Raw genomic sequence first — 21,051 nt, 5'->3', positions numbered from 1 at the left:
TCGAATTCCGTTTTACTTTTATTAAATTGCTACATCACCTCTGGGTGTTATTTCCTTTATAACAAAGGTGCAAGTTAAAGTAAGCGCAGGTGTCAATTGGTGTGTATCCATACAATTCAGCCAAAATGAAACCCAATAAATTAGTGCGTTTACTGTAAGTTGTCATTAAAGCTTAACAGAGCCAGCTAAGGCAAGAATAAAGCGACAACATGACACGACCGGCAGGCAGGAGTCAGAGGCGAGCGCGCTTTCGCATACTCTTTGTCCGGCCCCGGTCAGATGTTATACAGGACGCTTAACGGGCGTGTTGGCGGCGCCTGCGCCAGGGAGGGGATTGCAACAACAGCACCATACCACTGAGGCAAAACGCGACACTACAGGCTGCAAAGGTGATCAGCAAAGGGTTGTTGAAATCATCCCGCTCGTCATAATCCATGATGTGTAACATCCAAAAAAAGTCGAAAATGCGCCACAAGGTGCTTCTGACCGTGATCACCTGACCGCTAAGAGCATCCAGGTACAGGGTTGTGCTGAGTGTGTCGGCAAAGGTGACCTGCCATATGTGAGGGCGATATTGCACTTCCCGGGGACCTGTAGTGAGCAACTGTGCAGAGCCGACGGGGCTGTCACCGAGAAAGTGGGCCTGTGCATTAGCACGGATCTGCGCTTCGGTGGGGGCAGGAAACGGCGCTCCTGTGGCGGTGAAATAGGCGCGTTCTTCACCACTGGCAATGATCATGGGTTGATCTAGAAAGTGACTAAATGTCAGTGTGTTAAAACCTTTAACAGAGTGTGCCAGGTGATTAAGGTCGGCGCGGTAATCAGTCTGGCTAAACGGGTTATCCAGCGCACGTTTGGCCAGGTGCTTACCATGTACCATGTCCAGTGGTATGGCACTCATGACCAGACCACCGAGCAGCCAGGCAAAGATCTGTAATGCCAGCAGGTAGCCTGTCAGCTTATGGAATTTTCGGATGGGTTTGAAGCGGGATTTATTCATAGTGCTGTTTTTTCGTCAAAATTGCTGATAGCTTATGAGAATTCGCGTAAAATCAACAGTGACATATTGTCGCACCTGCCAATCGAATGTGTTCTGGCGCTTGAACATGGCGCAGGTATGGCAGCGAACCACTCATAAAGATACAAGGTAAATGTCCCGTCATGTCAGAAATCCAGTTTTTAAATGTCGATTTAGAGTTAGAATCCAAGCAGGATATTTCTGCCCTGGTTGCGGATCTTAAAAAGAACGCGGTGATACTGCATTACGATAAGGATGAGTATCGTCAGTTGGCCAGAATTGAGGCCAGTGCTGAGGTTACAAGCCCGGATAAAGCCATTAATCATTTGTGTGAATTGATCGAATCATGCTCTAAAGCAGCGCTCAAGCAGTGGTTGGGGTGTTCTAAGCGCACCTTTGATATCGGCTTCAGCAGTGGGGAGCAGCCAAAGTGCTATTCTCAGGCGCTGCACGCAGACACCTTGTTACGTATCTCCGCCATCGGTGCAGGTATGGAAATTACGCTTTACCCTGTTGAAAAATAACAACGTCTATTAGTTACATTCACTCTATTAAAGAGCCGGGCCTGTTCAGTTGCACAGGCCTTGGTCGCCTTTGCACCGCCTGCCTGTCACTGTTTCCCAACAAAAAATAATGAATCAAACAAAATAGAGTCTTCGCTCTTGTTTAAATCTAGATCTAAAAACTATTTTAATTTTAACATTTAAAATTCTTTTAAAACATTAGCTTGATATCTTTATGTTAATTTTTTTGTGTAAAGTTTATATTAATATGTTGATAATTTGATTTTCGTGTTTTATCTTGATTTGGCACACGAGAGGTGGCTTCCCGTGGTTCAGGTGAGGCCAGAACAGGATTATTTCTGGAGAATTATAACAATGAAACGCATATCTCAGATGACCTTATCTGCACTGGCTTTGAGCCTGAGTGCAGCGGCAAATGCAACCGCAGCCCCGATTGACGCTGTGAATAATCTGGCAGCACCACTGGCGCAGATTGACCGTTTTAACCCGCAGGCTTTTCAGGTCAGTGACATCAAAAAAGTGATGGCGAAATCACTGGCTCAGGAACTGGCACAGCAAGGTCCGCGCTGGCAGTCAACGCTGGCGAGCCAGTCTCGCCTCACGGTGCAGGAAATGGGTGTATCAGCTCAGGCACAGTCACTGATTGGTCAGGCAAGTACACAGACACGGGTATTGAAAGGGTTGCCACAAAGCGACAGCAATTTATATCAATTGCGCCTGGCATCTGACACTATGCTGAACCAATGGCAGGAAGGTGAAATGCCACTGATCGCCTTTGCCCCTAAAGGTGATGATAAAACCTGGATCCATGTTGAGGCTTATGACAGTGAGGGCCAGCTACACTTGCTGGATGCGCAGCAAATGCCACAGCGTCCGGTGTTGGTTCTGGAGTTAGATCAACAGCAGGTGCGCCGTGAAGGATTAGCGGTGATGCAGGACATTTTCAGCCATGCCAGACAGACCCAGACCGTTGAGCGTTTTGCACAGGACATGTTGCAAACCAATGAGGTGCGTATTCAGTCTGACGCGATTTCAACCAGCGTTTTAAAGCGTATTCGCCTTAATAATGATCAGGAACCTTGGGTGCTGGGGAAAGCGGAAGTCTATGGGATTGTCACCGGGGTGAGCCCATCACGTGACGAACCCGTACTGGATATCGTTGATATGCCCTACCTGGACCATGATGGTACAGACTACACACCTAACCAAATCCTTATCCACTGGGAGCGTTATCGCTGGCAGGCTGCTGACGTGCTGCTGATGGAGCAGGATGACAACACCAATTACAAAGATTTAGCGACGACCTTTTTAGATATCGTGACGCAGGTAATGCGCACTATCCCGGATCCAAATGTACAGGGTTATGCGATCATTCCGCAGTTGACCAATCAGTTGATTAAAGCCATGCCGGATCACTGGTTTAGTAATGACGATGACTACGTCGATGTGTTCTATACCCTATTTGAAGGTCAGAATTACAGCGGTTATATGGGTGCCAGCAACAACGCAAAAATCACCTTATCTCCCTTAACTATCGAGCCAAGATAAGCGTCAGTAGCTTGTCTATTGCCTCGCTTATTAAGCTCACAACCCGTTGAGTAGGTTACGGTCTAATGGACTAGACCGGTTTTTTTATTCTCCCGCGAGCCTGCCATAGTGCAGGCTCGCTTGTTTCTGTCGTTTTGTGATTAACCCAATTTCACTTAATACCTTGTTCTATTTGAAGGAGCAAATATCACGCTAACGGCGTTACAAATTTCTCATGTACAACCTTTACCTAAGGTATAAGTTCGCCAATTTTTGCCTCGCCTATTTAGATGTAGGTGCCTCAGCGATAGCAGGACGCGGGAGCGATGTTATCGACACTATTTTCTCGCCTTAAAATAGAACACTTAATTAAGCAAATTGGTATGAGTGAGAATAGATGGCTGCATCAGTGTGCGCAGGACTTGCTGATTTTTTCTTTTTTCACCAGCGCTTGAGGCGTGGTTTGAACGCCAGGTCGGCTTTCGTTTGTTGTGCCATTGCTGCGACCGCTGTCAACCGCACTGTCTGCGGCTGAGGTTGGCTAAAGCTGAAGAAGCCATCGACCTGCTTACTGGTGTGCCGTTGTTGCCAATGGCTTTGAGTAGCGCTGCGGTTGATCAGGACATAGGTGGTTAGATCTCCCTGTTTGTTTAAACTCCCACACCAGAGCACATTCAATCGCATAATCCGTGTATAAAACACACAAAACCATTTTACATACATTCTAGTATGTATATAGTTTAAACCTTCCTTAGGGTATGTAAAGTGAGAGTGAATGTGAAATCCTATCTAGTTATTGCAACCACAGTTATGAGTCTGTGGTTCGTTCAACCTGTTTATGCAGAGGCCTTATCGGATGCCTATGCCGTTGAAGTCAGTCCGGTGAACAAACAAATGGTGAGAGACTGGGCATTTGCCGAGGGGATTGCGCAGGGGATCCGCCGTGAATACCTGAACTTTGAAAGTGGCGGTAAAGTGGTGTTTCTGGCGGATGATCACAGTGGTAACCGTTTGCGTCCCGGCAGTTTTGTTAGCGGCCCCAAGGCAGGCGAACGCTTTGGTCAGCTGCTTGCCCGGGTTGACGAGCGCACCGGTGCGGAAGCGGTAAAAGGGTATGAGGCGTCATTACGTAGTGCCATATTGGGCATTGAACAGGCTCAGGCACAGTTGCATCAGGCACAAAACAATCATCACCTGGCACAGACGAATTTTCAGCGTGCCGAATCTATGTGGACGCGTCAGCTCATTTCTAAAGAGCGCTATGAGGCGGCAAAAACCGATCTGCTTAACACTCAGCAGTCGATGAATAATGCGTCAGCGGCACTGGCTGCTGCCCGGAGTCAGAAATTGGCTGCACAGGCCCAGCTGAATCAGGGTAAGGTAAATCTGGAGAAAACCGGTATTTTTGCGCCGTTTGATGGCCAGCTCAGAGCAGTCAACATTCGCCAGGGAGATTATTGGGCCGGTCCGGCGGCCGCTATGTCAGACAAAGAGCGTGAAATGCATGCGGCCATGGTGGTGATAGACACCAGTCAATACGAAGTGACGCTCAACGTTCCTTATTACGCGGCGGATAAACTGGCTGAGGGACAAACTGTGTACCTGAGCTGGAGCAATGAGAAGCTGCTAAATGCCGCACGTAGTGGGTTTACCACACGAGATATTGGTCTTGGCAAAATCTTTTCGGTGAGTCCGAGTATCAGCCTGAATAAGCGCGCCGTTGAGGTTAAAGTGCATACTTTCCAGGGCGCTGATACGCTTAAAGATGGTATGCACGTGAGTGCCTGGATAAACGTTGCAGAAAAGCCGCTGGCATTGAGTGTGCCTCATCAGGCAGTGATGATGCGTAATAACCAGCCCTTTGTGTATGTAGTCAATCAAGAAAATAAGGCGCAATTGACTGCAATTGAAACGGGTATTGAAGACCTATATCGGGTTGAAGTTGTGGCCGGCCTGACTGCGGGTCAGCGTGTGGTGGTGAATGGTGAGCATTTGTTAGTGCATGGCAGTCAGGTACGCATTGTCGGAGCGGCTCATGATTAAGGGAAGACTGGCGTATAAGTTGTTTGTCGACAAAGTCATCTCGACGCTGTTGCTGGCGATTTTACTGGTGGGTGGGATACTGGCTTACTCCGGTATGCTGAAAGAAAATTACCCGGACCTGGAAATACCTCAGGCTATTATCACAGTGGAATGGCCAGGGGCTGCCGCCGAGCAGGTTGAGAAGGAAGTAACCAAGCCGCTGGAAGATGCGCTCAATGGTTTGCAGGGGCTAAAGAAGCTGCAAAGTGGTTCGCAGTTTTCTTACGCTGTGATTGCGGTGGAATTTAAGTCTGACGAACCGATGAGCGAGGCGATGCAGCGCCTCAGAGCCAAAGTGGATGAAGGGAAGGCGGAGTTTCCCGGTGCGGTGAAAACCCCGTTGATCGAACAGGTATCGGTGAATGATACGCCGGTTATAGAATTTATGCTGTATGGCTCGCTGGACGATACGGGCTTTAGTCAGGTGGTTAAAACCATTGAGAAGCGCCTGGAGGCCATGTCCGGGGTGAAAAAGGTTGATAAGGGCGGCTACCGTGAAACTGTGGTGCATGTGCGCATGCTACCTGACAGGTTAAGGTCGTTGAAAATATCGCCTAGCCTGGTTCGTCAGCGCATTGAAGAGGCTAACCTGGATACTAGCTGGGGTGAATATGACGATGGTAATCGTATTCACCGTCTTTATCTTGCGGGTCGTTTTGATGACATCAAAACGTTGCAACAGCTGCCCGTAGCAAGACTTAGTGATAACCGTTTAGTGCGTCTGGAAGAGGTTGCACTGGTCTACAAAGGGCTGGATAAAGTTAAAAGTGAAACCTACTTTTCCGAATTGGGTGAGCCGTTCACGCAGGGGGTGTCACTGGGAGTGAAAAAGCGCCCTGGCGTCGACACCATCACTCTGATCAATGAAGTGAAAACAGCCATGGCTGACTATCAGACACAGGGGTTCTGGCCGGAGGGTCTGAAGGTGCAGATCATCAGTGATGAAAGCGCGCTGATTGATGAGTCGTTTGCCAATGTCTTCGGTAATATCTGGCAGGCTATGCTGGCTGTGTTCATTATTCTGATGGTGTTACTCACCTGGCGGGAAGCATTGATCGCGGGCGCAGCCATCCCACTTACGTTTCTTGGTGCGCTGATGATCCTGGGTCTATTCGGTTATACCCTCAATACCATGATGATCATTGGTATGGTATTGGCACTGGGCATGCTGGTCGATGTGTTTATTCTGGTGATGGAAGGCATGCATGACAATTTGTATAGTAAACGATTGCGTTTTCAGGACGCGGCGCTGGCAACTGTTAAAACCTATGCCATGCCGGCGTTTTCAGGTCAGCTGACCACCATTCTGGCAATGGCCCCGATGATGGCGATTGGCGGCGTGGATGGTAAATTTATCCGGCTCATTCCCATTACCGCTGTACTGTGCCTGGTGCTGAGTTACCTGATAGCTTTTTTGATCTGTATTCCTCTATCGCAGTATCTGTTACGTAATGCCAAAGAGACGCAGATGAGTACCGTTGACACATTGACTCAGGCTGCCGGACAGGCATTACAGCGCTGGCTAGGTCGGTTTGCACTGCGCAGCCGTCGTCAGTCTGGTGCCTGGGTCGCAGGGAGCATGCTCGTCTGGGTAATATCGATTGGCTTGATGAGCACCTTGCCTTCACTGCTTTACCCCAAAGGGGATGGCCGAAATTTGGCGATCACAATTGAGCTGGGGCCGAATGCAACGCTTGCCCAAAGTCGCGCGGTGGCCGAACGTGCAGGAGAATACCTCGCTACCAGGCCATACTTCGAAAACGTGACTATGTACGTAGGTAAAAAGAGCCCCCGGGCAATCAGTTCTATCAGTGATCAACTGTTGCTCAATGAAAACCCTAATCTGGTCGGCTTTTCAGCCTTGTTTGTACCAAAGCATGCGCGCGAGCAGTTAGCCTATGAGTATGTGCCTGAACTCAGAACCGGCCTCAACGAGGCACTGGCAGATGTGGCGGGGGTCACTGTCTTGTTTACGCCGGAGGTAGGTGGTTCGAGCAATGATGATCCATTGCAAATTGTACTCAGTGGCCCGGATATGGCGCAATTGTCAGCCTATGCCAGTGAGCTTCAGCCGCAACTGGCAACCATTAATGGGGTGACAGATGTGCGTAACAACCTGGGGGCCTGGCAAAGTCAGGTTAGGTTGACGGCTGATAGGGAAGCGCTTAATTTTCATGGTATTACAGAGCAAGACTTTGCCAGTCAACTGCGCCTCGCGATGGAGGCCGATGAGTACGGTAAGTTTAAACTGGCAGGGACCGAAGATGACCTGAAAATCCGGCTTAGCACCTATTGGGAAAGTCGCGATGAAGATATAGGCGGACCAAAATCACATGCTGAGATCAGCCTGTTCACACCCAGTGGAGAGCTGGTACCGGGCGGCAACCTGGTAGAGTATGAGATTGATGCGGTGCCGCCACTGTATACTCATGCACAGACCCAACGTGCCATCACCATCAAAGCTAAGGTGGACGGCATCACTGTGGGGGAAGTGATCTCACAGCTTGAACCACAGCTAAGTGCCTGGCAGCAAAACTGGCCAGAGGGGTATCACTATAATTACGCAGGAGAAGCTGAAAATGCAGAGGAAACCTATGGCTCTGCCGGGATTGTGTTTGTACTGGCGATCATGATGGTGTTTGCAGTCCTGACCCTGGCGTTGGGTTCATTTAAACAACCTCTGGTGGTGCTATTTACCATTCCATTGGCGTTGATAGGTACCTTTACCGGATTCTGGGTGTTTCAAATTCCCTTTTCTTTCCCGGCGATGATAGGGTTGATAGCTTTGGTGGGTATTGTGGTCAACAACGCGATAGTGATGCTCGACACCATCAATGGCCATATCAAAGCGGGTGTGGTGCTGCGCGAGGCCTGTGCACGTGGTGCAGCGGAACGTCTGAGGCCTATCATTGGTACTAGCATCACCACCATAGTCGGGTTAGTGCCACTGGGATTAAGCGACCCAACTTGGTTCCCGTTGTGCTTCGCGATTATCTTTGGCTTACTGGCATCGACGCTGGTGGCAATGATTGTCATACCGGCAATGTACATGCTAGTCTCGCGACCAGTAACCGAAAAGCCTGCTCAACACTATGTTGGAACAAACTGATGCCCAGAAGAACCAAAGAAGAAGCCGAACAGACGCGGTTGGCGCTGATCAAATCGGCGCTACAATTATTCAGTGAAAAAGGGGTCGCGCATACCACCCTGATGGACATTTCCAAGGCCGCAGGCGTTACCAAAGGGGCGTTTTACTGGCATTTCAAAAACAAGCTGGAAGTGTTGGAGGCCATTACTCAGGAATATGCCTTGCCGCTGGATGAGGCGGCCCAGCAAAAGCTGGAAACCCTGACACCCAGCCCGGCGAACCTGATTGATGCAATCGCCTTTTATTTTGAGACACTGGAACAATCAGAAGCACTGATTGCCTTTCAGGAAGTCATTTTGTTTAAGTGTGAATATACTGATGAGTTCAGTGCATTGCTTAAACGGGACAAGGATGATTTAGAGAAAGCACGAGATACTTTCGCGGCTTTTATTGGCGATATGGATGAGGCGCACTGGCTTGGCCCGAGAGGCGACGCGCAGCATATAGAAGCGGTGAGTCAGGCATTGCTCAATGCTTTAGTAGGGGCGTTGTTTCATTGGTTGACAACCCGTCAGGGAATACTGTCCCAGACAGTGACTCAGACCGTCCGGCTGATTTTACGCGGTGGCGGGCTAAAAGTGGAATAAAGGCAGACAGGTGTCCGCCTTTGTTAGCTGGGTTCAGCCACTGCCTTGTGCGCTGAACCCCATTCATATCAATAAATTGGTATGAATTACCAAATCTTCTCTACAAATTCAGGGTGGTCCACAAACGGATTGCGGTTGCCCTGGAATTGATAGGCACCGTCATTGCGGGCACGTTCCAGTGCATCAACCGGATCTGCCAGGTGCCAGCGTTTGAGCATAGTGACAACCCAGCTTTCAAAGACCTGATCACTGCTGCCATTGAGCACGGCATCTCCATTCGTGGAGTAGCTTTGCCAGCTGGCAATGCGGTCCTGGTAGCGGGTCGCCATATAGAAGTAGGCGCGGGCAAAGTCTCCCTTAAACGCGTCGATTGGTTCAAACACGGTGCCACTGTAACCGATGCCAGAACCACTCCCTACTTTACTGCCATTACTGGAGATATACGTACTGCTGCCGACCTCGCCAAATGGAAAGCTGCTGCGACGATTGTTCACGTAGCCATCAGATGCAAAGATATGATGAATGTCCGAGTTCATTGGCTCAATCTTGCCACCAAACCAGCTTTTCGGGAACGAATGTTCACGGTTGTAGCAGTCGCCTTCCGTACGGGCGGTACCACATTGATCGCTCACCGCCGTAAACTCGTGGCTGTCGGTGCCGGTTGGTTTTTCTGAGTAACGGTCCAGTACAGTACCATTGTTCTCGAAGTAGCGGTCACGCTCGTATTGATCGATGAACGACCAGATAGCGCTATAGCCCTGATTGTTATGGCTGGCAATGATATTATGAAGTGCTGTTTTAAGCGCATAACCGCTTAACCCTGCTGCGGCACTATAGTAACCAGTCGGGGTATCACCACCGCCGTCGCCACCTCCATTGTCCGTGCCCAGCGTGAAGCTGTGCGAAGCCGAAGAAGTAAACTGGCTACCCGACGCCAGCGTCCCGGATGGGCCTGTCAGGCTATATGAGCCGTTTCCATAACTGCAACAAATGCCGTCACCATAGCTGTCAGATATCGTAAAAGTGTATGAACCATCTGTTAAACATACCGCTTCACTGTAGTTCTGGCTGGCCCCGTAATTTTGACCACTGGCCACAGTCGCGTTCGACGCGTTCTTAATGACCCAGCTGGTTTCTTCGCCATACCTGTCTGTGGTCAGGCTGAAAGTGAGCGCGTGATCCTGGCAGCTTCCTCCGGCTGGCGGTGGTGTGGTTGCAGCACCGCTGGGCTGAAAGTTATCGACATAGACGGTTTCGTTGCCGTCAAATCCACTGACATCGTAAAAACGCAGGCCCACGGTGATTTGGCCATTGCTGGTGGCCGTATAATCGTGGCGCAGTTGTTGCCATTGGTTTAATTGCTGTGGGTCTGAATAATTGTGATAACCGTCGGCTACCAGGCGAGCTCTGACACCGCCTTCAGTATGATACACCCAGGTACTGAAGGTGTAAGTCTTACCGGCCTCTACGGATACTGATTGTGTCAGATCCGTATTCCCCTGCGTTGTGGTGAGCACACTGACGGCGGCTGCTGTCTGTCCGCTTTGAACGCGATTTTGTTCGGTAGTCAAAGAGATACCCGAGTCAATGGTGGTCCAGTTGCTGGGCTTACCCAGCTGCCATTGTTCGAAATCTCCATTGTTTACCTGTCCCCATGTCATGGTACTGAGCAAGCCTAAGGCACTGCCCACCAGACGCTTTGTCAGGCACGAAGCCTGTTTTTTTGTAATCATTTTATTATTCCCGTGTTCTATTTTGTACTTATCATTGTTGTTTGGTTGTAAAAAACCGAGTGGGAGTTTAAAGGATTTTTGTTACATTGTCGTTAACTTATGTATTGTGTAAATCGGTACAATGATTTTTAATCTGTTTTATTTGGAGTTTTTGAATATCCATAACCAAATGGAATAACAAAGCAGATACTGTTCTTTTTGTCGCGCGGTGAGTTGCGTATCCTGCATGCTAAGAAAATGACCGAATTGCATCTATGTGCGCGGGTGGAACCGCCGGGGCAATTCGGCGGGGCAAGCTATATAAGGGTTATGGGGAAACAATCATCATGTTGTTAAGTCAACTCAGTGCCGCGGCCAGTCCGCTGACACAAGAACAACTGCAAAAATTACAGGGGTTAGTGGCGGATCTTAATCCGATCCAGCAAGCCTGGGTCAGTGGGTATCTGGCTGCCAATGCCAACACCGCCGCGCTTGCGGGGAGTTTAGGACAGACGCCTGCGGCGGTTTCTGAAGCGGCGCCTTTGACCATTTTATATGGCTCTCAGACGGGCAATGCCAAAGGCGTTGCGGCGCAGTTAGAGAGTGCAGCAAAGGCACGTGGCCTGCAAACCAAGCTGGTTAATATGGCTGACTACAAACCTTCAGCCCTGAAGAAAGAACAATTTATTGCCGTTGCGGTGTCCACTTATGGTGAGGGTGAACCACCCGAAGATGCTGAGACGTTGCATGCCTTTTTGGCAGGTAAAAAAGCCCCGAAACTGGATGGTGTTAAAGTCGCAGTTCTGGGTCTGGGCGATTCAAGCTATGAGTTCTTCTGTCAGACTGCCATTGATTTTGAAGAGCGCCTGCAAAAACTGGGGGCCGAGTCTGTCGTTGCACGTGCTGATTTAGATGTCGATTATGAAGATCAGGCAACAGCCTGGATTGACAGTGCCCTGGATGCGTTTGAGCCTGCGCTGAAAGCACAACAGGCGGATGCGGGTGCTAATGTGGTCGCTATGCCACTGGCAACGGCCGGTGCCCATGCCAGCCAATACACTAAGCAGAATCCGTTCAGCGCAGAAATCTCGGTGGTACAAAAGATCACTGGTCGTGATTCAACCAAAGATGTACGCCATGTAGAAATTTCACTGGAAGGGTCTGACATTGCTTATCAGCCAGGTGATTCACTGGGCGTTTTCTTCCTTAACGATGAGCAACGTGTCGACGAAGTTATTGTCTTGCTTGCGCTGGAAGGGGACAGTGAAGTCATACTGGGTACTGAGACGCTAACACTGCGCACTGCGTTGATTGAAAAACTGGAACTGACGCAGTCTTACCCTGGCTTTGTCGAAAAATATGCGGCTGCAACAAGTAATGAAGAATTGGGTGCACTGGTGAGTGACAAAGCGGCGCTGCGCGAGTACATCGAAGCGCGCCAGATTTTCGATATCATCAAACAACAGCCAGGTACGCTGAGTGCACAGGAACTCGTGGACAGCTGTCGTAAGATCCAGCCACGCTTGTACTCCATTGCATCGAGCCAGGCTGAAGTCGAGGAAGAAGTGCACCTGACCGTAGGGTTGGTGGAATTTGACGCTTTTGGTGAAACTCATCAGGGCGGTTGCTCTGGTTACCTGGCGCATCGCGTTGAGGAAGGCACGCAAATTAAAGTGTTCAGCGAGCATAACGACAACTTCCGTTTACCAGCAGACGACAACACACCGGTGATCATGGTAGGCCCTGGTACTGGTATCGCACCATTCCGTGCTTTCCTGCAAGAGCGTGAAGCGCGTGATGCAGAGGGTGATAACTGGTTGTTCTTCGGTAACCCGCACTTTACCCAGGACTTCCTGTATCAGGTTGAATTACAAAAGTACGTGAAATCGGGCGTGCTAAATCGCATTGATCTGGCCTTTAGTCGTGATCAGGCGGACAAAATCTACGTTCAGGACCGTTTACGTGAGAAGGGTCAGGACGTATACACATGGTTGCAAAATGGTGCGCATTTTTATGTATGTGGAGACGCCAGCCGTATGGCCAAGGACGTTCATCAGGCATTAGTGGACATCGTTAAGCAGTATGCAGGTAAGAGCGACGAGGAAGCTGAAGAGTATCTCAAAGAGCTACGCAGCGCGGGTCGCTATCAAAAAGACGTGTACTAATCCTGCGGGATTAGTCTGTACACACCGTCACAGTGTAAGAATTTAGGAATAAAGATGAGCAATAGCGATTACAAACCCAACAGTAAGCTCGACCCAAACGCCAAACTGTCTGATAACGAGCGTTTGAAAACTCAGAGCAACCTGCTGCGCGGCACCATTAAAACCGATCTGGGCGATCAGCTGACTGGTGGATTTACTGCCGACAACTTCCAGTTGATCCGTTTCCACGGCATGTATCAGCAGGATGACCGCGATATCCGTGCTGAACGTATCAAACAGAAGCTTGAGCCAATGCACAACGTGATGCTGCGTGCGCGGATGCCGGGCGGGATCATCAAGCCGCATCAGTGGCTGGCGATAGACAAATTTGCGGAAGAAAAAACTGAGTATGGCAGCATTCGTCTGACCACGCGTCAGACCTTCCAGTTCCACGGTGTACTTAAGCCACACATTAAAGAAATGCACCTGACGCTGAACGATGTGGGTATCGACTCCATCGCCACTGCGGGTGACGTAAACCGTAACGTACTGTGTACCACCAACCCGGTTGAGTCTGAACTGCACCAGGAAGCCTATGAATGGGCGGCACGTATTTCTGAGCATTTGCTGCCAAAGACCCGTGCCTACGCCGAGATCTGGCTCAACGGTGAAAAGCAGGAAACGACCGAAGAAGAGCCTGTGTTGGGTAGCACTTACTTACCGCGTAAGTTCAAAACCACAGTGACTATTCCACCGAATAACGAAGTGGATGTGCACGCCAATGACCTGAACTTTGTGGCCATTGCCGAAGACGGTAAGCTGGTCGGCTTCAACGTCCTGGTGGGCGGCGGATTGGCCATGACCCATGGTGACGTAAATACCTATCCACGTAAGGCGGATGACTTTGGCTTTATCAGCCTGGACGACACGCTGGCGGTAGCCGAACACGTGGTTGGTGTACAGCGTGACTGGGGTAACCGTGCGAATCGCAAGAATGCGAAAACCAAATATACGCTGGATACCTTTGGTACAGATACGTTCAAAGCGGAAGTAGAAAAACGTGCCGGTGTGACCTTTGCACCGAGTCGTCCGTATGAATTCACCCACCGTGGCGACCGCATTGGCTGGGTAGAAGGGATTGATGGTAAGCACCACCTGACGGTCTTTATTCAAAGCGGCCGGATCCTGGACTATCCAGATAAGCCTCTGAAGACGGGGTGTCGCAAGATTGCCGAGATCCACCAGGGGGATTTCCGCATGACAGCAAACCAAAACCTGATCATTGCAGGTGTACCGGCAGAGCAAAAAGCGGAAATTGAACAACTGGCACGCGAACATGGCCTGATCGATGAGGCGCATACGGAGCAGCGCAAGAACTCAATGGCCTGTGTCTCATTGCCGACTTGTCCGCTAGCGATGGCGGAAGCAGAGCGTTACCTGCCTGACCTGATTGAAAAAACCGAAGCGATCCTGGCGAAGCATGAAATTGCTGATGATGACATCATTTTACGTGTTGTCGGTTGTCCAAACGGCTGTGGCCGCGCCATGCTGGCAGAAATTGGCTTTGTGGGTAAAGGACCGGGTAAGTACAACGTGTATCTGGGTGGTAACCGTGCTGGTACACGGATCCCGAAATTGTATTTAGAAAACGTCGGTGAAGACGTATACCTGCCGGCGCTGGATGAGCTGATTGGTCAATGGGCCAAAGAGCGTCAGCCGGATGAGTGTTTTGGTGACTTTGTGATCCGTAAGGAAATTGTGGCGGAAGTGAAGGTATCTAAAACCGACTTCCATGCATAATGAAGTGGGCGCTCAGCGCCCCTGACCACGGCTTTTAGCGGTGGTGGAATACTGGGAATGAGTAATGAGTGACTTTAAACAAATCCTGACGTTGGATAAGGCCTCACAACAGGCTTTATTGAATGATGCTAATGGCATGCTGGCGCAAAAAAGTGTTGAAGACCGCGTGATCTGGGCACTGGAAAATTTGCCAGATAACCCCATTTTATCGTCCAGTTTTGGGATCCAGGCAGCGGTGATGCTGCATTTAGTAACCCGTCAGCGTCCGGATATTCCGGTGGTCCTGACGGATACCGGCTATTTGTTCCCGGAAACGTATCGCTTTATTGATGAACTCACGGAACAGCTCCAGCTGAATCTGAAAGTGTACCGGGCTGCGCAGGGGCCGGCCTGGCAGGAAGCCAAATATGGCAAACTGTGGGAACAGGGTGAAGAGGGCATCAAGCGCTATAACACGCTGAACAAGGTAGAACCGATGACTCGTGCTCTGAATGAGTTACAGGCCGGGACCTGGTTTAGTGGTTTACGTCGACAGCAATCTTCAACCCGCGCGGACAAGCAGATCTTAGAGATCAGCCGTGGCACGGTGAAAGTGTACCCTATCATCGACTGGCACAACCGTGATGTGTATCAGTACCTAACTAAACACGGTTTGTCTTACCACCCGCTATGGGATGAGGGCTATGTGTCTATGGGCGATGTCCATACCACCCGTAAACTTGAGCCGGGTATGAGTGAAGAAGATACGCGTTTCTTTGGTCTGAACCGGGAGTGTGGCTTGCACATTGATGGCGACGGCATTTGATAACGCATTGCCAGATAGCATAGACAAACAGCGGACTTTGCCACTTAGCTCAGTCCGCTTTTTTGTCACTATTGAATCACAAAAGCTACACTGTGATTCATGAAGGAAATGAGCAGGTAAATGAGATGCGCCCAATATACTGTCTGGTTGGTCTGTTGTGGTGGCTGGCTTCGGGAAGCGTCAGTGCTCAGTCACTGAATGGGGCTGACTTGCCGGTATTGCGTGTCGCTTTGCCCTATAACGCGTTTCCACCGTTTGTCACCGGTGACCCAGCCCGTCCAGGTGTGTTACCTGAGCTGCTGGCACACTTTACTCCAGATGGGCAGCCGGTTCAGGTAGCGTATATCCCGGAAGAGCGGTCGAAAAAGCTGATCAGTCATGATCAAATTCAAGTACGGATGGAGTCTGAATCCTGGTACCGGGGGAATACGCCCATGTGTTGGAGTCAGGGCCTATATTGGGTAGAGGATGTATTAGTCACACATCAGGGGGCAACTGTGCCCGAGCAGGATTATCAGGGGTTCATTATGCTTGGCCGGTTTGGTTACACCTACCCGACCGTTGAGCAGGCTCTGACACGGGGACTGTTGCAACAAAAGTTATTTTACTCAGAGCGAGAGATGCTGGCTGCGCTGGCGTCGCCAGTGAAAGAAGATCGTCGCTTTGCTTTGATGAGCTTACCTGCTATTCGCTGGTTGCAATTGAGTAATCCAAAATTTATCAGCGCGCTCAAGATACATAAAGTGGTGGATACCGCGCCTTTGCAATTGCAATTTAATCACTCCAAACAGGGGCTACGTGGCTGTGCACAATTTCGTGATTTCTTTGTGCGTTTTCGTCACTCTACCGAATATCACTCTATACTGTTAAAGTATGGCCTCGATATAAAAGGAGTGCCGCAATGAAGTACGCAAGTTATCTGTTAATTATGGTGATGCTGGTCGGCGTGGCGTCACTGTTTGTCCTCAAACGTCCTGATGGACGTACCTGGTTGAGCCTGGATGATATTCTGGGCAAAGCACAAACCCAGGCTCAGCACATGCTTGATGAGTCAAAGCAACAATTAGACAAAGCCGTAGATATGGTGAGCAGCTCAGATGCGCAGGCACCACAGAAGCAGCCTGGCAAAATCTATAAATGGCAGGACGCACAAGGCAACTGGCACTATTCAGATCGACCGAATGCCCGTGGACAAAGTGAAGAAATGACTTTAGACCCCAGCAAAATAACCATTATGGCAGCTGAAAACACCGACATTCTTAAACAGCTTAAAGTGCAGCAAGATGCCGGCCGCATTCCCAAAGATCTGCCAGCGAACATGAGCCCGGCCGACATCAAAAAGTTGGTGCAGGACGCGCAGAACATCGAAAAACTGATGCAGGAGCGCAGTAAAAAGCTGGAGGAACTATAGCCTCAGAGCTGTGCTTCGACATACTCGGCGATCGCCAGGCTGGCGGTCAGTCCGGGTGATTCGATACCAAACAGATTGATGAGTCCATTGATCTGATGGTGCTGATGTCCCTCAATCACAAAATCCTGTCCTTTGTCCCGAGCTAGCTTAGGCCTGATCCCGGCATAGTCCGGCTTTAGTCGCTCAGGGTCCAATGCGGGCCAGTAGCTTTGTATGGCCTCAACAAAGCGGGCCTTGGCATCAGGGTCAAGCTGGTAATCGAGGTGATCAATAAAGTGCGTGTCGGGTCCAAATCGCAGCTGGCCGGCCATGTCTAACGTTGCGTGGATCCCTAAACCATGTTGTTCAGGCATCGGGTAGATGAGATTACTGAATGGGTGATGGCCCTGATAGGAGAAATACTGACCGCGACACAGGTGGCTTTGTGGAATGTGGTGCTCACCCAGACCATGGATGCGTCTAGCATTATCCTGTGCAAACAGGCCTCCAGCGTTGATCAGCGTATCGCAGCTAAGCGCAAAGGCTTCCCCGTCACAATCCAGCGTAATGTGAAACCCACTGGCTGTGTGTTCGGCAGACTCAAAGCGTGTGTGGCAGACCAGATTGCCACCTGCTAGCTCTAATTGATGAATCAGTGACAACATCAACTGATGGCTATCGACAATGCCTGTGGATGGCGAAAACAGCGCGGCGCTGGCAGATAATCCTGGTGCCATATCCCCAACCTGGGTCTGACTGAGCGGCGTCAGATCGTATACCCCATTGCGCTTTGCCTGCGCCTCGATAGCAGCCAGTTTATCGTGTTCTGCCGCTGTGCGGGCAAACAGGATTTTACCAAGTTGTTTTACTGGCACATGGAAACGCGCGCAATGGGCGTATAACAAGGCTTTACCGCGGACACACAAGCGTGCTTTAAGGCTGTGTTCGTCGTAATAGAGCCCGGCGTGGATCACTTCGCTGTTTCGGCTACTGGTGTGTTCGCCAAATTGTCCCATTTGGTCGATGACCAGGACGGAGCGAGTCTGACTGAGGCGTGCGGCAATGGCCAGGCCAATAACGCCTGCGCCAATGATGACTGTTTCTACATGGTCCATGATACTGTGTGAGTGAGCGACTGAAAGGCAAAAGTGTAACGAAATGCCTGCACATAGGCAAAAGCCTGGGTGTGGCTGGAAGATACCGTGCAGCCTGGATCAGTCTGGCTTTTCTCTGCGCATCAGCAAAATTGTCAGGTAAATCTTGGTCGGTAATGAGCAGATCAGGCCAATGGCAATACAGGCCGCGCCCAACACGTAACCTGTGGGCCCCTGCTCTGTCAGCCACTGTGCGCTCATGATCTTAGCCTCCGGGTTTGGGCTAAGTTTATTGTGCGGTTTTAAACAATAAAAGTGTTGCGCTACATCAAACAGACGTTATTGTTATCGCCGTTCAACAACAGCGGCGGTCATACGGGCGACGCAACAAAGTTCGCCACGGGCATTGACGATTTTCACTTCCCAGACGGAGGTACGGCGGCCCAAATGTAAAGGCCGTGCCGTTGCGGTGAGGATGCCATTGCGCGATGCTTTAAGGTGATTCGCATTGATTTCCTGTCCGACACAATAAAAGCGCTCGAAGTCGACCACAAAGTTGGCTGCATAACTGGCAACGGTCTCGGCCAGTGCGACGTTGGCCCCACCGTGTATCATACCCAGCGGATTATGGTGTGCTGGGGTCGCTGGCATGGTTGCCACCAGGTAATCATCGCCAATTTCACTGATGGCGATCCCGAGTGTCTGCATCAACGTGCCTTTTTGATGAAGCCCTTCATCCAGCGTTTGACACTGTGCTAACGTAATTGGACGGTACCAGATACTCACTTAATATGCTCCCGGGTTATCCGAACGAAATAGGTTTTCGGCCCGTCACGCTGTCGACATTGTTTTTTTGCTTATTGCGTTTCTTTTTGCCAGATTGGCTTGGCTTTTTACCTTTGTCAGAGGCTGAAGGTGCACTGCTTTGGTGCGCAGCGGGTGGTTTGGGCTGGCTGCGCTCGGCGGGGACGGCGTCCTCTGCCAGGGTCAGCATAAAGGTTTCTTCGTTAAAATAGAGGGTGTCTCCGGCGTACAGTTTTTTGCGTTTAACCGTACAAAGCTCACCATTGACGCCCACATATCCTGCTGCAATCAGCTGCTTTGCTTGTCCACCACTTTCTGCAAAGTCTAATACTTTTAACAGGTTACAAAGTTCAATTGGCTCTTCTTCAAGCTCTATTTCGATATATTCTTGATTCATATCACAACCTCACTGGATGTTTTGCGACAGTATAGCGCGACGCTGCGGTGAACCACGAAACTTTTTCGCTGATCACCGTGTCTTTAATGTAATTGCAGCATTTGGTGTGTATCTTGCACGCCGATCGGAGTCGGGCGGTTTTGAGCCGTCGCTTTTAGCAGTCATTCGCTGCGGCTTTTGTAAATTATGACAACAGGAGACACACCATGGGGATCCGTTCTGCATTAAAAAAAGATCTGATGAACTTAGAGGCATCCGGATTAATGACAGCAGATGATGTGCGTGGCTATCTCAATACTCAGCTCAATCAGGGCCGAGACAAATTGACACTGATCTCACGATTCAATGAACACCACAGCCAGGTACAGGCCGGCTTACCCAGTCAGGAAAGTGACCTGACCTTTGAGCGTCATCGCTTATTTAAAGAAATTGTCTATCCCAAATCGGCGGTACAAAACTGGCTGACGCGCAGCCACTGATACCGAGTGTGGCGACGACACAATGGACAGATGTCACGCTGCTGTGGTTTACTCAGACCATAATAATAAGAACAAGGACATTTCATGAAAGTATGGCCGGTGGCTTGGTGTGTGTTATTGAGCGCCTGCAGCACTGTGCCTGTGGTACACGTATTCCAGGCATCTTTGGACGACACACAGCAGCAGAGATTGGTCAGCCAGTTAGAGCAGGCCAATATACATTATGTCCTGAACGACCTGCCGGTGCCTCCAGAATATAACAGTGATGGTGATACTGTCCGCCTGAATCGTTTTCCGGCGGACCAAAATGCGGTTCTGATCTCACAATTGTCTGAGGTGGTACATGCGTTAGGGTACACAGGGCTCGATGTGCAGGATTTTAACGGCGAATTTCATCGGTTCAGCGAGGGCAATTACGGTCTGTATTTTCCGGGGCAAATGACGTCGGTGAACTTGCCTGATGTGGTCCATTCCCACGACTGCGCGATGGACGCCTTTCAGATTGAGCTGAAGACGAGCGGAGACTGGATCCTCGCCGGGACTGTGACGAAAGGTAAGTGGCAATACAATGCCCCCTATTTAACGCTGATTTGGAATGATGGCCGTGGCGCGATGCAGCAGGCCTATCAGATGACCTCGCATACCGTAAAAACCATGTTTGGTGAGAAACCTGCCCTCACGTACCAGGTAATGGGCCATCGCAGTTATGCCGCCATCCCCATCTTTAACTGTGATTTGCAGGTGATCTATGCCGAGTAGCTCGGTAGCAACGGTTAACTGACAGCGTTAACCGTTGCAAAACACGGCGTTTCGTTTATGGCTGGTTGGCATTGTTCATGCTGGCAATAAAGGCATTTGAATCCTCAATAGAGCGATTCATATCGGTGATCAGCGACTGAATATCTCGTTTTAACCCACTAAACTCGCCTTTGATGGCAGCAATCGCCTGCGCATTGAGGTTGTGCTTTAAGTACAGCACATTGTCTTTTAGAGAATCCAGTACGGGCTGCATTTTTGCTTCACTGGCACGCATTGATCTCAGTAGCTTATCAAATTGACGTTGGGTCTGACGGAGCTTTTGTTCACTCTGACGTTTCAGTTTGGCACTTGAATACTGGGTCAGCTCGTCCTGCCATTCCGCAAACAAGGCCTCGGCAACATCCTCGACTTTGTCTATGTTGGTACGGACATCTTGCGCTGCGGCTTCACTGGCGAGATAGTCATCATTGAGTTGTTCATAGACGCTTTGTAACTCGCCACCGTCAAAGTTGATTAGGGTCGTCAGGCGCTCCAGTGCAGACTGGAACTCCTGCTGCGTGGCTTGTTGTGCTGCTTTGGTATTTTCCACCCGATCGACTAAGATTTCACGTTTGTGCACGCCCACTTTTTCCCAGGCGGCATAGTAGGCGCTTTGACAGGCACTGAGCAAACACAGGGTGAAGATGACGAGGCTCTTTTTTATCACAGAATTGTTCATCGGCTTTCCTAATGCGGTTGAAACAGAACGGCTTATACTTAATTGAGACTCTATGAATTATGA

Annotated in this window: 20 protein-coding genes; 12 read left to right on the top strand and 8 right to left on the bottom strand. The window is 50.0% G+C overall.

Annotated features, from left to right (window positions below):
- Positions 1 to 295: 295 nt before the first annotated feature.
- Positions 296 to 1,000, bottom strand: a complete 705-nt coding sequence (locus tag CWC22_RS18185) for a hypothetical protein (RefSeq protein WP_138537290.1) — start codon at positions 998 to 1,000, stop codon at positions 296 to 298.
- A gap of 161 nt (positions 1,001 to 1,161) precedes the next feature.
- On the opposite strand from CWC22_RS18185, the gene CWC22_RS18180 reads away from it, so the two are divergent.
- Positions 1,162 to 1,542 carry a hypothetical protein gene (locus tag CWC22_RS18180; RefSeq protein WP_010383815.1) on the top strand — a complete coding sequence of 127 codons (381 nt, stop codon included), beginning with the start codon at positions 1,162 to 1,164 and terminating at the stop codon, positions 1,540 to 1,542.
- Between the two features lie 354 nt (positions 1,543 to 1,896).
- Entirely contained in the window at positions 1,897 to 3,090 is a 1,194-nt protein-coding gene (locus tag CWC22_RS18175; protein ID WP_138537292.1) for a DUF3103 family protein, read from the top strand.
- A gap of 420 nt (positions 3,091 to 3,510) precedes the next feature.
- Here the strand turns inward: CWC22_RS18175 and CWC22_RS18170 are convergent, their stop codons facing one another.
- Complete coding sequence (locus CWC22_RS18170; RefSeq protein ID WP_138537294.1) at positions 3,511 to 3,747, bottom strand: hypothetical protein; 237 nt, start codon at positions 3,745 to 3,747, stop codon at positions 3,511 to 3,513.
- Between the two features lie 99 nt (positions 3,748 to 3,846).
- Here CWC22_RS18170 and CWC22_RS18165 point away from each other — a divergent pair, with 99 nt between their 5' ends.
- The 3 genes from CWC22_RS18165 to CWC22_RS24570 are packed head-to-tail and all read left to right on the top strand — an operon-like array spanning position 3,847 to position 8,886.
- Positions 3,847 to 5,112, top strand: coding sequence for an efflux RND transporter periplasmic adaptor subunit (locus tag CWC22_RS18165; RefSeq protein WP_138537296.1), 1,266 nt, complete (start codon positions 3,847 to 3,849; stop codon positions 5,110 to 5,112).
- Positions 5,105 to 8,260: an efflux RND transporter permease subunit gene (locus tag CWC22_RS18160; protein WP_171045015.1), complete on the top strand. Its 3,156-nt coding sequence runs from the start codon at positions 5,105 to 5,107 to the stop codon at positions 8,258 to 8,260. The genes CWC22_RS18165 and CWC22_RS18160 overlap by 8 nt, the downstream gene beginning before the upstream one ends.
- A complete protein-coding gene (locus CWC22_RS24570) occupies positions 8,260 to 8,886 on the top strand; it encodes a TetR family transcriptional regulator (protein WP_125558740.1) in 627 nt (208 codons plus the stop codon). The genes CWC22_RS18160 and CWC22_RS24570 overlap by 1 nt, the downstream gene beginning before the upstream one ends.
- An 86-nt stretch (positions 8,887 to 8,972) precedes the next feature.
- Here CWC22_RS24570 and CWC22_RS18150 read toward each other — a convergent pair whose 3' ends face one another.
- Positions 8,973 to 10,619 carry an endonuclease gene (locus tag CWC22_RS18150; RefSeq protein WP_138537300.1) on the bottom strand — a complete coding sequence of 549 codons (1,647 nt, stop codon included), beginning with the start codon at positions 10,617 to 10,619 and terminating at the stop codon, positions 8,973 to 8,975.
- A 326-nt stretch (positions 10,620 to 10,945) separates the two neighbouring features.
- Between CWC22_RS18150 and CWC22_RS18145 the strand changes: the two genes are divergently transcribed.
- From CWC22_RS18145 to CWC22_RS18125, 5 genes are all read left to right on the top strand, one after another.
- On the top strand, positions 10,946 to 12,763 hold the full coding sequence (locus CWC22_RS18145) for an assimilatory sulfite reductase (NADPH) flavoprotein subunit (RefSeq protein ID WP_138537302.1): 1,818 nt from the start codon (positions 10,946 to 10,948) through the stop codon (positions 12,761 to 12,763).
- A gap of 54 nt (positions 12,764 to 12,817) precedes the next feature.
- The gene (gene cysI, locus CWC22_RS18140) at positions 12,818 to 14,542 is read left to right on the top strand and encodes an assimilatory sulfite reductase (NADPH) hemoprotein subunit (RefSeq protein ID WP_138537304.1); all 1,725 of its coding nucleotides are present in this window, start codon (positions 12,818 to 12,820) and stop codon (positions 14,540 to 14,542) included.
- 64 nt (positions 14,543 to 14,606) lie between these two features.
- Positions 14,607 to 15,347, top strand: coding sequence for a phosphoadenylyl-sulfate reductase (locus CWC22_RS18135; protein WP_049864117.1), 741 nt, complete (start codon positions 14,607 to 14,609; stop codon positions 15,345 to 15,347).
- A 125-nt stretch (positions 15,348 to 15,472) separates the two neighbouring features.
- Entirely contained in the window at positions 15,473 to 16,252 is a 780-nt protein-coding gene (locus CWC22_RS18130) for an amino acid ABC transporter substrate-binding protein (RefSeq protein WP_138537306.1), read from the top strand.
- A complete protein-coding gene (locus CWC22_RS18125; RefSeq protein ID WP_010383800.1) occupies positions 16,249 to 16,758 on the top strand; it encodes a DUF4124 domain-containing protein in 510 nt (169 codons plus the stop codon). The genes CWC22_RS18130 and CWC22_RS18125 overlap by 4 nt, the downstream gene beginning before the upstream one ends.
- A 2-nt stretch (positions 16,759 to 16,760) precedes the next feature.
- Here the strand turns inward: CWC22_RS18125 and CWC22_RS18120 are convergent, their stop codons facing one another.
- From CWC22_RS18120 to CWC22_RS18105, 4 genes are all read right to left on the bottom strand, one after another.
- Complete coding sequence (locus CWC22_RS18120) at positions 16,761 to 17,852, bottom strand: NAD(P)/FAD-dependent oxidoreductase (RefSeq protein WP_138537308.1); 1,092 nt, start codon at positions 17,850 to 17,852, stop codon at positions 16,761 to 16,763.
- 99 nt (positions 17,853 to 17,951) lie between these two features.
- Positions 17,952 to 18,092 (bottom strand): hypothetical protein, encoded by a 141-nt coding sequence (locus CWC22_RS18115; protein WP_171045016.1) that lies wholly within the window; start codon positions 18,090 to 18,092, stop codon positions 17,952 to 17,954.
- 84 nt (positions 18,093 to 18,176) lie between these two features.
- Entirely contained in the window at positions 18,177 to 18,617 is a 441-nt protein-coding gene (locus CWC22_RS18110; RefSeq protein ID WP_138537310.1) for a PaaI family thioesterase, read from the bottom strand.
- A 16-nt stretch (positions 18,618 to 18,633) separates the two neighbouring features.
- The gene (locus CWC22_RS18105) at positions 18,634 to 19,032 is read right to left on the bottom strand and encodes an RNA-binding S4 domain-containing protein (RefSeq protein WP_125558755.1); all 399 of its coding nucleotides are present in this window, start codon (positions 19,030 to 19,032) and stop codon (positions 18,634 to 18,636) included.
- Positions 19,033 to 19,238: 206 nt separating this feature from the next.
- Here CWC22_RS18105 and CWC22_RS18100 point away from each other — a divergent pair, with 206 nt between their 5' ends.
- Both CWC22_RS18100 and CWC22_RS18095 read left to right on the top strand, forming a co-directional pair.
- Positions 19,239 to 19,511, top strand: coding sequence for a hypothetical protein (locus tag CWC22_RS18100; RefSeq protein ID WP_010383794.1), 273 nt, complete (start codon positions 19,239 to 19,241; stop codon positions 19,509 to 19,511).
- Between the two features lie 84 nt (positions 19,512 to 19,595).
- Entirely contained in the window at positions 19,596 to 20,270 is a 675-nt protein-coding gene (locus CWC22_RS18095; protein WP_138537312.1) for a hypothetical protein, read from the top strand.
- Between the two features lie 55 nt (positions 20,271 to 20,325).
- On the opposite strand, the gene CWC22_RS18090 is transcribed toward CWC22_RS18095, so the two are convergent.
- Entirely contained in the window at positions 20,326 to 20,988 is a 663-nt protein-coding gene (locus CWC22_RS18090) for a DUF2959 domain-containing protein (protein WP_010383792.1), read from the bottom strand.
- Between the last annotated feature and the right edge of the window lie 63 nt (positions 20,989 to 21,051).

The sequence above is a fragment of the Pseudoalteromonas rubra genome (genome assembly GCF_005886805.2).
GTDB lineage: Bacteria > Pseudomonadota > Gammaproteobacteria > Enterobacterales > Alteromonadaceae > Pseudoalteromonas > Pseudoalteromonas rubra_D.
Note: the sequence above shows the minus strand (reverse complement) of the source record. Positions and strands in the feature narration are given on the sequence as shown.

What these genes read in the sequence shown, in the direction of transcription:
- CWC22_RS18185 (WP_138537290.1), bottom strand. Translation starts at nt 1,000, where the DNA reads ATGAATAAATCCCGCTTCAAACCCATCCGAAAATTCCATAAGCTGACA.
- CWC22_RS18180 (WP_010383815.1), top strand. Translation starts at nt 1,162, where the DNA reads ATGTCAGAAATCCAGTTTTTAAATGTCGATTTAGAGTTAGAATCCAAG.
- CWC22_RS18175 (WP_138537292.1), top strand. Translation starts at nt 1,897, where the DNA reads ATGAAACGCATATCTCAGATGACCTTATCTGCACTGGCTTTGAGCCTG.
- CWC22_RS18160 (WP_171045015.1), top strand. Translation starts at nt 5,105, where the DNA reads ATGATTAAGGGAAGACTGGCGTATAAGTTGTTTGTCGACAAAGTCATC.
- CWC22_RS24570 (WP_125558740.1), top strand. Translation starts at nt 8,260, where the DNA reads ATGCCCAGAAGAACCAAAGAAGAAGCCGAACAGACGCGGTTGGCGCTG.
- CWC22_RS18150 (WP_138537300.1), bottom strand. Translation starts at nt 10,619, where the DNA reads ATGATTACAAAAAAACAGGCTTCGTGCCTGACAAAGCGTCTGGTGGGC.
- CWC22_RS18145 (WP_138537302.1), top strand. Translation starts at nt 10,946, where the DNA reads ATGTTGTTAAGTCAACTCAGTGCCGCGGCCAGTCCGCTGACACAAGAA.
- cysI (WP_138537304.1), top strand. Translation starts at nt 12,818, where the DNA reads ATGAGCAATAGCGATTACAAACCCAACAGTAAGCTCGACCCAAACGCC.
- CWC22_RS18135 (WP_049864117.1), top strand. Translation starts at nt 14,607, where the DNA reads ATGAGTGACTTTAAACAAATCCTGACGTTGGATAAGGCCTCACAACAG.
- CWC22_RS18130 (WP_138537306.1), top strand. Translation starts at nt 15,473, where the DNA reads ATGCGCCCAATATACTGTCTGGTTGGTCTGTTGTGGTGGCTGGCTTCG.
- CWC22_RS18125 (WP_010383800.1), top strand. Translation starts at nt 16,249, where the DNA reads ATGAAGTACGCAAGTTATCTGTTAATTATGGTGATGCTGGTCGGCGTG.
- CWC22_RS18120 (WP_138537308.1), bottom strand. Translation starts at nt 17,852, where the DNA reads ATGGACCATGTAGAAACAGTCATCATTGGCGCAGGCGTTATTGGCCTG.
- CWC22_RS18115 (WP_171045016.1), bottom strand. Translation starts at nt 18,092, where the DNA reads ATGAGCGCACAGTGGCTGACAGAGCAGGGGCCCACAGGTTACGTGTTG.
- CWC22_RS18105 (WP_125558755.1), bottom strand. Translation starts at nt 19,032, where the DNA reads ATGAATCAAGAATATATCGAAATAGAGCTTGAAGAAGAGCCAATTGAA.
- CWC22_RS18100 (WP_010383794.1), top strand. Translation starts at nt 19,239, where the DNA reads ATGGGGATCCGTTCTGCATTAAAAAAAGATCTGATGAACTTAGAGGCA.
- CWC22_RS18095 (WP_138537312.1), top strand. Translation starts at nt 19,596, where the DNA reads ATGAAAGTATGGCCGGTGGCTTGGTGTGTGTTATTGAGCGCCTGCAGC.
- CWC22_RS18090 (WP_010383792.1), bottom strand. Translation starts at nt 20,988, where the DNA reads ATGAACAATTCTGTGATAAAAAAGAGCCTCGTCATCTTCACCCTGTGT.